The following is a 14,049-nucleotide window of genomic DNA, read 5'->3' as shown; positions in this document are numbered from 1 at the left end:
TTGGAGTAGACCCATGCGCCTGAAATCGATCCTCGTTTCGACCACGGCCATGTTGCTCCTCGCCTCGCCCGTGCTGGCGCAGCAGGCGGATCCGGCGCGGCTGAACGAGCACACCCGCGTGCTGGCCTCGGACGAGTTCGAGGGCCGCGGCGTGGCGACGCCGGGCGAGCAGAAGACGGTCGACTATCTGGTTGAGCAGTTCACGGCCCTGGGGCTGGAGCCCGGCGGGCCGGACGGCCAGTGGGTGCAGGTCGCGCATCTGAGCCGCACGCAGCAGGACGGGCCTGCCACCATCACCGCGCGGACGCCGGGCGGGGAGATCAGCCTGCGGCGCGGGCCGGACGTGCTGGTCGCCAGCGACCGGCCGGTGGACCGGATCACGGTGACGGACGCGCCGGTGATCTTCGCCGGCTATGGCGTCGATGCGCCCGAGCGCGGCTGGGACGACTTCAAGGACGTCGACGTGCGGGGCAAGATCATCCTCGTCCTCGTCAACGACCCGGACTTCGGCGCGCCCGAGGGCCATCCGGTGGCCGGCCGGTTCGACGACAACGCCATGACCTTCTACGGCCGCTGGACCTACAAATTCCAGGAGGCGGCGCGGCAGGGCGCGGCGGGCGTGCTGGTGATCCACGACACGGCCGGGGCCGGCTACGGCTGGTCGGTGCTGGAGGGGTCGTCGACCGCGCCGGACTTCGACATCGTGCGCCAGAACTGGGAGGCCGAACGCGTCCCGGCGCAGGGCTGGATCCAGGGCGAGGTGGCCCAGCGCCTGTTCGAGGCGGCCGGCCTGAACTATGCGCAGCTGCGCGATCAGGCCCGCAGCGAGGCCTTCCGGCCTGTGCCGCTGGAGGGGGTGACGCTGTCGATCGACTTCGGTCAGACCCACGCCAACATAGAAAGCCGCAATGTGCTGGCGCGTATTCCGGGTACGGAGCATCCGGACCAGACCGTCATGTACGGCGCGCACTGGGACGCCTACGGTCGGGCGACGCCGGTGGGCGACGACGACATCTATAACGGCGCCGTCGACAATGCGACGGGCGTGGCGGCCATCCTGGAGCTGGCCCGCCTGTTCCGGGAGGGCGGCGCGCCGAAGCGGTCGGTGGTCTTCGCCGCCTGGACCGCCGAGGAGGCCGGGCTGCTGGGCGCGGAATACTATTCCGCCAACCCGGTCTGGCCGCTGGAGACCACGGTCGCCAACATCAATATCGACAGCCTGCTGCCGGGCACGGAGGTCTCGCCCGAGATCGTCGTCATCGGCGCGGGCAAGAGCCAGACGGACCAGTGGCTGGAGCGTCGCGCGGTCGAGGCCGGCCGTCGCCTGATCCCCGATCCCGCGCCGCAAGCCGGCGGCTTCTATCGCTCGGACCACTTCCCGCTGGCCCTGCGCGGCGTGCCCGCCCTGTTCGGCATCGCCGGCTTCACGGGCCACAACGAGGCCAGCCGCGACTATGTCGCCAACCGCTATCACAAGCCCTCGGACGAATGGACGCCCGACTGGCGCATGGATGCGGCGGCCGTGGACGTGAACCTGCTGTACGCCGTCGGCCGCGATCTGGCCGACAGCGACCAGTGGCCGGAGTGGAACGAGGGTTCGGAGTTCGAGGCGGCGCGTCAGGCCTCGGCGGATCGTCGGCGCTAGGCTGTCCGCTCGCCCGCCAGGGCGGCGAAGGCGGCGTGGAAGGCCTCGTCCGGCACGAGATCGGGCGTCAGGAAGCGCTGGAACAGCAGGCCCTCGGTGAGGGAATGGATCACCACGACCAGAAGGTCGGCGCGCATGGGCAGGCCGCCGTCGTCGGCGATGGTCTGCAGCCATTCGGCGCCGACGTGGAAGCTGCGACGGGTGGTCTCGGCGATACGCGCGCGGACGTCTTCCTGACCCAAGGCCCAGGCCATGCCACTGAGCCGGCCAAAGGCGGCGGCTTCGCGATCCGGGATGGAGGCGACGGTCGCGTCGGCGATGGCGCGCATTTTCTCTGCGAAGGTTGTCCCCTTGCGGATGACCGGCTTGATCGGCACCCAGTAGACGTCGGCCAAGGCCATGAAGAGGTCGTCGCGGTTCCTGAAGTTACCGTAGATGGCGCCGCTGGTCATGCCCGCCCGCTCGGCGACAGCCTGCAGGGTGGTGCGCTCGTAGCCCCGCTCGCGGATCAGAGCGCGGGTGGCCTCCAGCAGAGCCTTGCGCGTGCGCTGGCGCTTGTCGCCCTTCGGCGCGCGCCGTCCGCTTTCGTTCGATGAACCCGTCATGAGCCGGGTTTAACGCGCCACTTGTTTTATGGAAAGATTATTTTATAAGTCACGCACATTTTATGGTGAGGCTTCAGGTGACGTTGGCGCAACAGGCGACAGAGATGCTCGGGCGGCTGATCGATTCGGGCGAGATGGCGGGCGCGGCGACGTTGGTCTGGCGGGGTGGCGTCGCGGCCTGCGCCATCGCCGGCTGGCAGGATCGCGAGGCCGGGGTTCCGCTGGCCCGGGACAGCCTGTTCCGCATCGCCTCCCTGACCAAGCCGGTCACGGCCATGGCGGCGATGATCCTGATGGAGCAAGGACGCTTCCGGCTGGACGACCCGATCACGGACATCGCGCCGGAGTTCGCGGACATGCGCGTGCTGCGCTCTGTCGATGGCGCTCTGGATGACACAGCGCCGGCGGCGCGGGCGATCACCTTCGAGGACGTGCTGACCCACCGCGCGGGCTTCACCTATGGAGCCTTCCATCGGGGGCAGCTGGCGCAGGCGTATCGCGAAGCTCTGGGCGGCGATATCGACAGCGACCGGACGCCTGACGACTGGATCGCCGGCCTGGCTTCCCTGCCGCTGGTCGACCACCCGGGCGCGAGCTTCCACTACGGACATTCGACCGACCTGCTGGGCCTGCTTCTGGCCCGGATGGAGGGGGTGTCGCTGGGGGAGCTGCTGCATCGCCGGATCTTCAGGCCGCTGGGCATGCTGGACACCGGCTTCGTGGTGCCGGAGGTCAAGCGGGACCGGCGGGCGGGGCTGTACGGCTATGACGCAGAGGGTCGGCTGAAGCGGCTGGACGTCGCGCCGGGTGGAGCGACCGTGGCCGAACGACCAGCGAACATGGCCTATGAGTCCGGCGGCGCGGGCTTGTGGTCGACGCTGGACGACTATCTGGCCTTCGCCCGGGTGTTTCTCGACCGCGCGGCCATCGACGGTGCGCGCCTCATCCGGCCCGAGACCCTGGGCCTGATGACGACCAACCGCCTGACCGACGATCAGCGCGCCCGGGCGACGACGCTGGGCATGCCGACCTTCGCGCCAGGCAACGGCTTCGGCCTGGGGCTGGCGGTGGTGACCGATCCGGCGACGGCGGGCGTCATGCACGGCAAGGGCGGCGTAGGCACGGTCGGCTGGCCAGGCGCCTATGGCGGGTGGTGGCAGGCCGACCCGACGGACGGTTCGGTGATGATCCTGCTCCAGCACAACATGGTCGAGCTTGAGGGGCTTATGAAGGGCCACGGCCTCGCCGGTTACGGCGCGATCCAGCAGTTCCACGCGATGGCGTCGGCCGCCTGACGGTCGACGGCGCGGGCGGCGGCCGGTAGGGAGGTGGTATGACCGCCTCCCCCGAGATCATGGGCGTCTGCCCGCCCGAATTCGCCGCCGTGAAGGACGCCTTCGCCGCCAATTTCGTCGACGCGCCCGAGGGGCTGAACGAGCAGGGCGCGCGGTTCAGCGTCTGTGTGGGCGGCGAGACGGTGGTGGACCTTTGGGGCGGTTGGGCCGATGCGGCGCGGACCGTGCCCTACGACCAGCGGACGCTGACGCCGGTGTTCTCGACCGGCAAGGCGGTGATGGCCCTGCTGATCGCCACCTGCGTCGAGCGCGGCCTGCTGGACTATGAGGCGACGGTCGCCAGCTACTGGCCTGTGTTCGGACAGGCGGGCAAGGACGGCATCACCGTCGGCCAGATGATGAGCCATCAGGCGGGTCTGCCGGGCTTCGACACGCCCGAGGATCCGGCCATCTGGTTCGACCGCGAGGCCGCGCTGGCCCGGCTGTGCGCCCAGGCGCCGATGTGGGCGCCCGGGACGGCGTCGGGCTACAGCCCTATCGTCATCGGCTATCTCGCGGGCGAGCTGTTCCGGCTGGTCGACGGGCGGACCATGGGCACGGCCCTGCGCGAGGACTTCCCCGGCCTCGACCTGTGGATCGGCCTGCCGGAGGCGGAGCACGAGCGGGTGGCGCAGATGCGTAAACCCTCGAAGGCGACGGACCTCGGCGGTGTGGACCCGATCAAGACGGCGGCCTTCCTCGACAAGGGCTCGTCGCCCGGCGGGCGCGGTTCGGCCGAGTGGCGGATGATCGAGATTCCCTCGGCCAACATGCACGCCACCGCCGCCGACCTCGCTAGGATCATGGGCCTGCTGGCCAATGGCGGGACGTTCGAGGGGCGGTCGGTGCTGTCGGCGGAGACTCTGGCGCAGGCGACGCGCGAGCGCATCCGCGGGCGGGACAAGGTGCTGCCGTTCGACATGGGCTGGGCGGCCGGGTTCACCCGCAACGACCTGCTGAAAATCTTCGGGCCGGATACGAACGCCGTCGGCCATTGCGGCTGGGGCGGCTCAACGGCCTTCGCTGACGCGTCGAATGGCGTGTCGGCGGCCTATGTGATGACCCGCCAGTCGCCGCATCTGATCGGCGACCCGCGCGCCCAGCGCTTGATCGGGGCGCTGTATTCGGCGCTGTGATCAGATCGGCTCGGCCGAGGCCTTGAGCGCCTGACGCGCCGCGCGCTGGCGGAAGAAGGCGGCGGCGGCGAAGACCAGCGCTCCGCCCCAGATGAAGGCGAAGGAGGCGACGCGCAGGGCGGTCAGGGACTCGCCCGTGGCCACGCCGACGCCGAACTGGATCGTCGGGGCGAGGAACTGGATGAAGCCCAGCGTCGACAGCGGCAGGCGGCGCGCGGACCAGGCGAACAGCACCAGCGGCAGGACCGTGGCCGGGCCGTTGGCCAGCGCCCAGGCGACGTGGACCGGGTCGTCGAAACCAACGGCCGCGCCGGTCTGGTTCAGCCACAGCAGCCAGGCCACGCCGAACGGGGCCAGCAGCAGGCACTCGATGAACAGGCCGGCCTGGGCGTCGACGGCCACCTTCTTGCGGATGACCCCGTAGCTGGCGAAGGTCACGGCGAGGATCAGCGAGATCCACGGCGGGCGGCCCAGCGCCAGCGCCTGCAGCACCACCCCGACGAAGGCCAGGCCGATGGCGACCCAGCCCCAGCGGTCGATGCGCTCGCGGAACAGCCACAGGCCCACGATCATGTTGAGCAGCGGGTTGATGTAGTAGCCGAGGCTGGCTTCCAGCGTGGCGTGATGGGTCGTGGCCCAGACGTACAGGCCCCAGTTCAGACCGATCAGCGCCGTGGAGATCGCCAGCAGGCCGATGATCTTCGGATTGCGGAAGGCGGCGACGACCTGGGCATTCTGGCGCGCGAACCACACCAGGGCGAAGGCGACCGGCGCCGCCCAGATGGTGCGGTGAGCGAGGATCTCCATCGCGTCGAAGCCGACCGCGTGCTGGCCCATGAACAGCAGGGGCATGAAGCCCCACAGCACATAGCAGCTGAAGGCGGACAGCAGGGCGGCGCGGCCCTGATCCGGACCGGTAGGGGAGGCCATGATCTTCTCCAGCGCCGGGGGGAGCCGACGGTGCGGAAAGGGGTCAGACGGTGATGGAGCGATAGCCGCTCTTCGGCTGGATCGTGCCGGATTCGTCGAGCAGCTGGGCGATCTGGACCGCGTTCAGGGCCGCGCCCTTGCGCAGGTTGTCCGAGACGACCCAGAAGCTCAGACCGTTCTCGACGGTGTGGTCCTTGCGGATGCGCGAGACATAGACCGTGAACTCGCCGGCGGCGTCGATCGGCGTGACGTAGCCATCGGCCTCCTGCTTGTCGATCACCTGGATGCCCGGGGCGTCGCGCAGGATGGCGCGGGCCTCGTCCGGGCTGATGGGACGGTCGAACTCGACCGTCACGGCCTCGGAGTGGCCGACGAAGACCGGCACGCGGACGCAGGTGACCGTCAGCTTGATGGCCGGATCCAGCATCTTGTGCGTCTCCTTCCACATCTTGGTCTCCTCATCGGTGTAGCCGTCGTCGTTGAACGACCCGATGAAGGGGATGACGTTGAAGGCGATCTGCTTGGGGAATTTCTTCGGCGTGGCGTCGCCCAGGCCGTAGATGGCCTTGGTCTGGTTCCACAGCTCGTCCATGCCTTCCTTCCCGGCGCCCGAGACCGACTGGTAGGTCGAGACGACGACCCGCTTGATCTTCGCGGCGTCGTGCAGGGGCTTCAGGGCCACGACCAGCTGGGCGGTCGAGCAGTTGGGGTTGGCGATGATGTTCTTCTTCGACGTCAGCTTGACGTCGTCCGGGTTCACCTCCGGCACGATCAGCGGCACGTCCGGGTCCATGCGGAAGGCGGACGAGTTGTCGATCACCACGGCGCCCGACTTGCCGATCTTTTCGGACCATTCCTTCGAGATCGCGCCGCCGGCCGACATCAGGACGATGTCGACGGTCGAGAAGTCGAACGTCTCGAGGACTTCGCACTTCACGGTGCGGTCGCCGAAGGAGACCTCGACGCCCTTGGATTTGCGCGAGGCGATGGCGTGAAGTTTGTCGACCGGGAAGTTCAGCTCTTCCAGGATGTTGAGCATTTCCTGACCGACATTGCCGGTGGCGCCCACGACGGCGACGACATAACCCATGACATTCTCTCTTGCCCTGACGCTCGCCGCGCGACGGCTCGCTGCTTGAGGGCGGTTGGTCTTTCGGACACCCCGGCGATCACAGGGGGCGGACAATATTGCGCTTCAGAGCGTGCATGTAGTCTTTCGCAGGCGCGAAGCAATCGCTTTTCACGAAGGGCCGGGGCGGCTAAGCCCGAGTTCGATGTCTTCCCGCATTCGCGCCGCTTATGACAAGCGTCTGGCCGATGGCCGACTGACGCCCGATCCGTCGCAGATTCCGGTGGTCGAGGCCTTCGGCCGGCTGGAGCGCGATCTGGAGAAACGCGGCCTGTTCGGCGCGCGTCCGGCGGTGAAGGGGATCTACCTGTGGGGTCCCCCGGGACGCGGCAAATCCATCCTGATGGACCTGTTCTTCGCCTGCGTGCCCGAGCAGCGGAAGACCCGCGCCCACTTCCACGCCTTCATGGCCCGGGTGCACGACCTGATCCGCCAGTGGCGCGAGGGCGATGCGAAGGCGCGCAAGGCCGTGTTCGGTCAGTCGAAGGGCGACGATCCGATCCGCCCGGTGGCCGAGCTGATCGCGTCCGAAGCTCGCCTGTTGTGCTTCGACGAACTGCAGGTCACCGACATCGCCGACGCCATGATCCTGGGCCGGTTGTTCGAGGCCCTGTTCGAGCTGAAGACGGTGGTGGCCATCACCTCGAACCGGGCGCCGGACCAGCTGTATCTGAACGGCATCAACCGTCAGCTCTTCCTGCCCTTCATCGGCATGCTAGAGACCGCCTGCGAGGTGGTGCAGGTGACCGGCGCGCGCGACTGGCGGCTGGACCGGCTGATGGGCGCGCGGGTCTGGTACGACGCCGCCGGCCGCGCCGACTTCGAGGCCCTGTGGCAGGAGCTGAAGGGCGAGCAGCAGGAATGCCCGACGCACCTGACCGTGCTGGGCCGCGACATCGTCATCGATCGCACCGATGGCGGACTGGCGCGCGCGACCTTCGCCGAGCTGTGCTCGCGCCCGTTGGGTCCGCAGGACTATCTGGCCATCGCCAACCGCTTCCACACGGTCTTCGTCGAGGACGTGCCGGTGCTGGGCCCGGCCAATCATCACGAGGCACGCCGCTTCGTGACCCTGATCGACGCCCTGTACGAGGCCGGGACCCGGCTGGTCGTGCTGGCCGCCGCCGCGCCCGAGGCGCTCTACACCGAAGGCGTCGGCGCTTTCGAGTTCGAACGAACGGTGTCACGTTTGAACGAGATGGCCAGCGCCGACTGGCTGGCGCGCGAGCGGACGGAGCCGACCGCGCCTTAATTCCGCTCCGGCGCTCGCGTCGGATCGGTCCGATACTGGAGGGAGAAACTTCAATGCGCCTTACTGCCCTGATCGCCGCCGCCGCCCTGACGGGCGTGGCTGCGCCTGCTCTTGCCCAGACCGCCGCCCCGGCCGCGGCGTCCACCGGCGTAACCGTGGCCGACACCCGGACCTGGCTGACGGGCCTCGGCGGGCAGGTCAGCGAGCCGACCATGGTCGGCAATGCGCAGATTGTGCGGATCGCGGATCAGCCCCTGCCCTGGAGCCTGACCTTCTACGCCTGCGCGACGCTGTGTGACGACGTGCAGTACTCGGCCACCTTCACCGGCCCGATCACCGAGGCGCAGGTGACGGCCTGGAACCGCGACAATCGCTATGTGACCGCCGCCTGGTACGCCCCGGAGACCGAGGGCGGGGAGGCGTCTGTGCTGGCGCGCTACGATGTGCTGCTGACCGCGAACGGCGCCGAGCAACTGCGCGAGCCGACTGTCGTGTGGCTGCAGCAGCTTCGCGCCTTCGCCCAGTATCTGGCGGGGCCAGCCGCGCCTGCGGCGCCTCCGGCAGGCCAGTAAGAGAAAAGGCCCGCGGAGCGATCCGCGGGCCTTCATTCTTTTTGACCTATCGTTCGCCGCCCGGCGGCTCACTGCTTGAGGGCGCCCTGGCGCTCAAGCAGCGAGCGACCGCGTCGCGAGCGGCAGCGCCCTTAGGCCAGCGAGCCGTCGATGTCCTTGCAGGCCTGGATGAGGCCCTGGACCGACTCGACCGACTTGGCGAACATCGCCTTCTCGTCGTCGTTGGTGGTGAACTCGATGATCTTCTCGACGCCCGAGGCCCCGATCATGGCCGGCACGCCGACGTAGAGGTCCGACAGGCCGTACTCGCCCGACAGCCACACGGCGCACGGCAGAACGCGCTTCTGGTCCAGCAGGTAGGATTTGGCCATGGCGATGGCCGATTCCGCCGGGGCGTAGAAGGCCGAGCCGGTCTTCAGCAGGGCTACGATCTCGCCGCCGCCCTTGCGGGTGCGCTCGACGATGGCGTCCAGATCGGCTTGCGACAGGAAGCCGGCGGCGACGGCGTCCGGCAGCGGCAGGCCGCCGACGGTCGAGTGACGCACCATCGGCACCATGTCGTCGCCGTGGCCGCCCAGGGTCCAGGCGTGGATGTCCTGGATCGACACGCCGGTCTTCTCGGCGAGGAAGTAGGCGAAGCGGGCCGAGTCGAGCACGCCGGCCATGCCGACGACCTTCTCCTTCGGCAGGCCCGAGAACTTCTGCAGGGCCCAGACCATGGCGTCGAGCGGGTTGGTGATGCAGATGACGAAGGCGTTCGGGGCGTGGGCCTTGATGCCCTCGCCGACGGCCTTCATGACCTTCAGATTGATGCCGATCAGGTCGTCGCGGCTCATGCCCGGCTTGCGCGGCACGCCGGCGGTGACGATGCAGATGTCGGCGCCGGCGATGTCGGCGTAGTCGTTGGCGCCCTTCAGGGCCACGTCCTGACCGAAGACGGCCGAGGCTTCGGCGATATCCAGCGCCTTGCCCTGCGGCGTGCCCTCGGCGATGTCGAACAGGATCACGTCGCCCAGCGCTTCGCGCGCCGCAACGTGGGCCAGGGTGCCGCCGATCATGCCGGCGCCGATAAGGGCGATCTTCGCGCGAGCCATATAGTCTGTCTCCGGGAGGAAGTTGTGCGGTTGCGAACCGCGGTCGGCGGCGGTCTAGACCCGCAGGCCCCCGGCTGCAACTGTAACGCCGCGTGATCAGGAGTTCGTGTGACCCCGCCTGCCGAAATCGTACCCGCCGACGACGTCCCCGAAGGCCTGATCGCCATCGCGGACGAGACGACCGTGCGTGCCGAGGTCGCCGCCTGGCGGGAGAAGGTGCTGAGGCCGCCCAACCTGTGGGACAAGGCGACGCGCGGCACGCAGGACCGGATCAACCGCATCATTCCCGAGCGGGTGCACACGATCGTGACGGCCGGCGTCGAGGCCATGACCAAGGGCATCCTGTTCGGCAGCGACCTGCTGAAGGCGAAGCCGGCGCCCGAAGGCTCGCTGGCGACGCGGGAGCTGCGGGCGCGCGCGGCGATCAGGGTCTATCGCAACACCGCCAGCGTCGAGGGCGGTGTGGCCGGCGCCGGCGGCTTCGTGCTGGCCGCCGCCGACTTCCCGGCCCTGATGGCGATCAAGGTGCGGATGCTGGGCGACATCGTCGCGGCCTATGGCTGGGGCGGGGGATCGCTGCGCGAACGGCTGTTCGTGCTGCACATCTTCCACCTCGCCTTCGCCAGCGCCCGTCGCCGGCCCGAGGCGCTGAAGGATCTGGAGAACTGGCTGGCCGACATCGATCAGCCGGTCGAGATCACCGAGTACGACTGGCGCACCTTCCAGATCGAGTACCGGGACTACATCGACCTGGCGAAGATGGCCCAGCTGATCCCCGTGGTCGGCGCGCCCATCGGAGCGGTGGTCAACTGGCGGCTGGTCGAGCGACTGGGCGAGACCGCCATCATGGCCTGCCGGATGCGGTGGATGGCGGAGAGCGGAAAGTTCTCAAGCGCCACGGTTCCATAACTTCTGCTGTTGGCGACCACAAAGTTTATCGATTTCCCCTACTCGCGACGTGGTCATAGGCTGGCTCCCACAACATCAGGGAGACGAGACCATGGACGGCAATGCTGGCGGCGCGACCCCCCTCAACGATCCCAACAAGGAGCCGGCGGCGCTGCGCAGCCTGCTGGGCCGGACCAACCGCGACTGGTGGCCCAACCAGCTGACGATGGACATCCTGCACCAGCAGGGAAAGTCGGGCGATCCGATGGGCGACGGCTTCAACTACGCCGAGGCTTTCAAGCAGCTCGACTATGACGCTGTGAAGCGCGACCTGCACGCGCTGATGACCGACAGCCAGCCCTGGTGGCCGGCGGACTATGGCCATTACGGCCCCTTCTTCATCCGCATGGCCTGGCACTCGGCCGGCACCTATCGCACCGGTGACGGGCGCGGTGGCGCGGGCGCGGGCCAGCAACGGTTCGCACCGCTGAACAGCTGGCCGGACAACGGCAACCTCGACAAGGCCCGCCGCCTGCTGTGGCCGATCAAGCAGAAGTACGGCGCGAACCTGAGCTGGGCCGATCTGATGATCCTGGCCGGCAATGTCGCCATCGAGAGCATGGGCGGGCCGGTGTTCGGCTTCGGCGGCGGGCGGGCCGATGTCTGGGAGCCCGAGAAGGACGTCTACTGGGGCACGGAAGAAAATTGGGTCGGCGACGAGGCGAACAAGACCCGCATCCGTCCCGAGGACAACGCCGCGCTGGAGGCTCCGCTGGCGGCGATCCAGATGGGTCTGATCTATGTGAACCCGGAAGGTCCCGGCGGCGTGCCGGAGGCCCTGCAGTCGGCCCGCGACATCCGCGAGACCTTCGCCCGCATGGGCATGAACGACGAGGAGACCGCGGCCCTGACCGCCGGCGGCCACACCTTTGGCAAGGCTCACGGCGCGGGCGATGCGTCCAAGGTCGGGGCCTCGCCCGAGGGGGCGGACATCGCCCAGCAGGGCATGGGCTGGCAGTCGGGCCACGAGAGCGGCATCGGCGACCACACCATCACGTCCGGGATCGAGGGCGCGTGGACGCCGACCCCCATCACCTGGGACATGACCTATTTCGACATGCTGCTGGACCATGAGTATGAGCTGGTCCGCTCGCCCGCGGGCGCCAAGCAGTGGCAGCCGGTCGGCAATCCGCCCGAGACCCTCGCCCCGGCCGCGCACACGCCCGGCAAGAAGGTCCCGACCATGATGACCACGGCCGACATGGCCTTCAAGGTCGACCCGGAATACCGGAAGATCATGGAGAAGTTCCGGGCCGACCCGGCCTATTTCGGTGACGCCTTCGCCCGCGCCTGGTTCAAGCTGTGCCACCGCGACATGGGTCCGAAGGTTCGCTATCTCGGACCGGAGGTGCCGGCCGAGGACCTGATCTGGCAGGACCCGATCCCGGCGCATCAGGGTCCTGTGATCGGCGACGCCGACATCCGGGCGCTGAAGGAGAAGATTGCGGCGTCGGGTCTGTCGATCGCCGAATTGGTGACGACGGCCTGGGCGTCGGCCTCGACCTACCGCGGCTCGGACCATCGCGGCGGCGCCAATGGCGGCCGCATCCGTCTGGCGCCGCAGAAGGACTGGGACGTCAATGATCCGAAGTCCCTGGCGAAGGTGCTCAAGGTCTATGAGGACCTGAAGGCGTCGTCGGGTCTCAATGTCTCGATCGCCGACCTGATCGTGCTGGGGGGCTCCGTCGGGATCGAGCAGGCGGCAAAGGCGGCGGGCCAGTCGATCGAGGTTGCGTTCACGCCCGGCCGTACCGACGCCTCGGCCGAGCAGACCGACGTCGAGGGCTTCGCGGTGCTGGAGCCGCGCGCCGAGGGCTTCCGCAACTATCTGCAGGTCCGGTTCAACGTACCGACCGAGGAGTTGCTGGTCGACCGCGCCCAGCTGCTGGGCCTGACGGCGCCGGAGATGACGGTGCTGGTCGGCGGCCTGCGGGTGCTGGGCGCCAACCACGGCGGATCGAAGCACGGCGTCTTCACCGCCCGTCCGGGCCAGCTGACCAACGACTTCTTCGTCAACCTGCTGGACATGAAGACCGGCTGGAAGAAGGTCGACGGCGAGGGCGACGAGACCTTCGTCGGCACCGACCGGGTGACCGGCGAGGAACTCTGGACCGCCACCCGCACCGATCTGGTGTTCGGCTCCAACTCCCAGCTGCGGGCCCTGTCCGAGGTCTATGCCTCGGCGGATGCGGGCCAGAAATTCGTGACGGACTTCGTGAAGGCCTGGGTGAAGGTGATGAACGCGGACCGGTTCGATCTGAAGTAGCGCAGTAAGTTCCTCCCCTTCGGGGGAGGGGGACCGCCGGTACGGCGGTGGAGGGGCGTGTCAGCGCACCCGGTCTGGCTTGGCTAAATCGAGACCGGGTCAGCCGCCCCTCCACCATGCTGCGCATGGTCCCCCTCCCCCGTTGGGGGAGGAACAGAATTCTCGATACTCTTTACTCAAACCATAGGGAGCGCCTATGTCCGCTTCCATGCTCCCCACCCTTCGCCAGCTTCAGTACCTGCGTCTGCTCGCCGAGCACGCCTCGTTCAGTCGGGCGGCGGAGGCGGCGCACGTCAGCCAGCCGGCGCTGTCGGCGGGGGTGCAGGAGCTGGAGAAGATTCTCGGCGCGCCGGTGGTCGAGCGGACGCGCGGCAATGTGCAGCTGACCGCGGTCGGCGCCGAGGCGGTGCGGCGGGCCGAGGACGTGCTGGCGCGTACCGAGGATCTGGTCGAGGCGGCGCGCAATGCCGGCAAGCCGCTGTCGGGTCGGTTCCGGCTGGGCGTCATCCCGACGGTCGCGCCCTTCCTGCTGCCCGCCCGCCTGCCGGACATCAAGCAGGACTATCCGAGCCTGCGGCTGTTCATTCGCGAGGACCTGACGCCCCGGCTGGTCGCTGCGCTGAAGAGCGGCCACCTGGACGCCGCAGTGATCGCCCTGCCCTACACCGCCGCCGGCATCGACCATGCCCGGATCGGCGACGACGAGATTCTGGCGGCGGCCCCGCTGGGCCACGCCCTGGCCGGGCCGGGTCCGATCGCGCCGGGGTCGCTGAAGGCCGAGGACCTGATCCTGCTGGAGGACGGCCACTGTCTGCGCGATCAGGCCTTGGCTGCCTTCGACATCGAGGCGCCGAAAGGCGACGACGTCTTCGCCGCCACCAGCCTGCATACCCTGGTGCAGATGGTTTCGTCCGGGCTGGGCGTCAGCTTCCTGCCCGAGATGGCGGTGCGCGCCGGGCTGGCGGACATGCCGGGCGTGGTGGTCCGTCCGATCGCGGCCAAGGCGCCCCGACGCGAGATCGTCGTCGCCTGGCGCACGGGCTCCAGCCGGGCAGGCGAGGCGCAGCTGCTTGCGGATGCGCTGCGGCTGGACTGACGCGGCTTCATTACTACTCTGTAAGGTGCGCCCCGAACCGGC

The 14,049-nt window shown here is 68.7% G+C and carries 12 protein-coding genes; 8 read left to right on the top strand and 4 right to left on the bottom strand.

Features of this window, described 5'->3' with window-relative positions; genetic code table 11:
* Positions 1-13: 13 nt before the first annotated feature.
* Positions 14-1,645, top strand: a complete 1,632-nt coding sequence (locus ABDZ95_RS03045) for a M20/M25/M40 family metallo-hydrolase (RefSeq protein WP_343790177.1) — start codon at positions 14-16, stop codon at positions 1,643-1,645.
* Here ABDZ95_RS03045 and ABDZ95_RS03040 read toward each other — a convergent pair.
* Positions 1,642-2,250, bottom strand: coding sequence for a TetR/AcrR family transcriptional regulator (locus ABDZ95_RS03040; protein ID WP_343790174.1), 609 nt, complete (start codon positions 2,248-2,250; stop codon positions 1,642-1,644). The genes ABDZ95_RS03045 and ABDZ95_RS03040 overlap by 4 nt on opposite strands.
* A 77-nt stretch (positions 2,251-2,327) precedes the next feature.
* Here ABDZ95_RS03040 and ABDZ95_RS03035 point away from each other — a divergent pair, with 77 nt between their 5' ends.
* Positions 2,328-3,545: a serine hydrolase domain-containing protein gene (locus tag ABDZ95_RS03035; RefSeq protein WP_343790170.1), complete on the top strand. Its 1,218-nt coding sequence runs from the start codon at positions 2,328-2,330 to the stop codon at positions 3,543-3,545.
* A gap of 38 nt (positions 3,546-3,583) precedes the next feature.
* Positions 3,584-4,720 carry a serine hydrolase domain-containing protein gene (locus ABDZ95_RS03030; RefSeq protein ID WP_343790167.1) on the top strand — a complete coding sequence of 379 codons (1,137 nt, stop codon included), beginning with the start codon at positions 3,584-3,586 and terminating at the stop codon, positions 4,718-4,720.
* Here ABDZ95_RS03030 and rarD read toward each other — a convergent pair whose 3' ends face one another.
* Positions 4,721-5,650: an EamA family transporter RarD gene (gene rarD, locus ABDZ95_RS03025; protein WP_343790164.1), complete on the bottom strand. Its 930-nt coding sequence runs from the start codon at positions 5,648-5,650 to the stop codon at positions 4,721-4,723.
* Positions 5,651-5,693: 43 nt separating this feature from the next.
* Complete coding sequence (locus ABDZ95_RS03020) at positions 5,694-6,740, bottom strand: aspartate-semialdehyde dehydrogenase (RefSeq protein WP_343790161.1); 1,047 nt, start codon at positions 6,738-6,740, stop codon at positions 5,694-5,696.
* A 184-nt stretch (positions 6,741-6,924) separates the two neighbouring features.
* On the opposite strand from ABDZ95_RS03020, the gene zapE reads away from it, so the two are divergent.
* A complete protein-coding gene (gene zapE / locus ABDZ95_RS03015) occupies positions 6,925-8,031 on the top strand; it encodes a cell division protein ZapE (protein ID WP_343790158.1) in 1,107 nt (368 codons plus the stop codon).
* Positions 8,032-8,084: 53 nt separating this feature from the next.
* A complete protein-coding gene (locus ABDZ95_RS03010) occupies positions 8,085-8,603 on the top strand; it encodes a type III secretion system chaperone family protein (protein ID WP_343790155.1) in 519 nt (172 codons plus the stop codon).
* A 131-nt stretch (positions 8,604-8,734) separates the two neighbouring features.
* On the opposite strand, the gene mdh is transcribed toward ABDZ95_RS03010, so the two are convergent.
* Positions 8,735-9,697, bottom strand: coding sequence for a malate dehydrogenase (mdh, locus tag ABDZ95_RS03005; RefSeq protein WP_343790152.1), 963 nt, complete (start codon positions 9,695-9,697; stop codon positions 8,735-8,737).
* Between the two features lie 108 nt (positions 9,698-9,805).
* Here mdh and ABDZ95_RS03000 point away from each other — a divergent pair, with 108 nt between their 5' ends.
* The 3 genes from ABDZ95_RS03000 (at position 9,806) to ABDZ95_RS02990 (ending at position 14,007) form a co-directional block, all read left to right on the top strand.
* Positions 9,806-10,606, top strand: coding sequence for an EcsC family protein (locus ABDZ95_RS03000; RefSeq protein ID WP_343790149.1), 801 nt, complete (start codon positions 9,806-9,808; stop codon positions 10,604-10,606).
* A 91-nt stretch (positions 10,607-10,697) separates the two neighbouring features.
* Positions 10,698-12,911, top strand: a complete 2,214-nt coding sequence (katG, locus tag ABDZ95_RS02995) for a catalase/peroxidase HPI (protein WP_343790146.1) — start codon at positions 10,698-10,700, stop codon at positions 12,909-12,911.
* A gap of 208 nt (positions 12,912-13,119) precedes the next feature.
* On the top strand, positions 13,120-14,007 hold the full coding sequence (locus tag ABDZ95_RS02990) for a hydrogen peroxide-inducible genes activator (RefSeq protein WP_343791222.1): 888 nt from the start codon (positions 13,120-13,122) through the stop codon (positions 14,005-14,007).
* The last annotated feature ends 42 nt before the right edge of the window (positions 14,008-14,049 follow it).

This window comes from Brevundimonas kwangchunensis, from assembly GCF_039523815.1.
Lineage (GTDB): Bacteria > Pseudomonadota > Alphaproteobacteria > Caulobacterales > Caulobacteraceae > Brevundimonas > Brevundimonas kwangchunensis.
This window is presented reverse-complemented; position numbering and strand designations above follow the sequence as displayed.

Bases quoted from the DNA above. Each gene is read 5' to 3' on its own strand.
- ABDZ95_RS03045 (WP_343790177.1), top strand. From the start codon at position 14: ATGCGCCTGAAATCGATCCTCGTTTCGACCACGGCCATGTTGCTCCTC.
- ABDZ95_RS03040 (WP_343790174.1), bottom strand. From the start codon at position 2,250: ATGACGGGTTCATCGAACGAAAGCGGACGGCGCGCGCCGAAGGGCGAC.
- ABDZ95_RS03030 (WP_343790167.1), top strand. From the start codon at position 3,584: ATGACCGCCTCCCCCGAGATCATGGGCGTCTGCCCGCCCGAATTCGCC.
- rarD (WP_343790164.1), bottom strand. From the start codon at position 5,650: ATGGCCTCCCCTACCGGTCCGGATCAGGGCCGCGCCGCCCTGCTGTCC.
- ABDZ95_RS03020 (WP_343790161.1), bottom strand. From the start codon at position 6,740: ATGGGTTATGTCGTCGCCGTCGTGGGCGCCACCGGCAATGTCGGTCAG.
- zapE (WP_343790158.1), top strand. From the start codon at position 6,925: ATGTCTTCCCGCATTCGCGCCGCTTATGACAAGCGTCTGGCCGATGGC.
- ABDZ95_RS03010 (WP_343790155.1), top strand. From the start codon at position 8,085: ATGCGCCTTACTGCCCTGATCGCCGCCGCCGCCCTGACGGGCGTGGCT.
- mdh (WP_343790152.1), bottom strand. From the start codon at position 9,697: ATGGCTCGCGCGAAGATCGCCCTTATCGGCGCCGGCATGATCGGCGGC.
- katG (WP_343790146.1), top strand. From the start codon at position 10,698: ATGGACGGCAATGCTGGCGGCGCGACCCCCCTCAACGATCCCAACAAG.
- ABDZ95_RS02990 (WP_343791222.1), top strand. From the start codon at position 13,120: ATGCTCCCCACCCTTCGCCAGCTTCAGTACCTGCGTCTGCTCGCCGAG.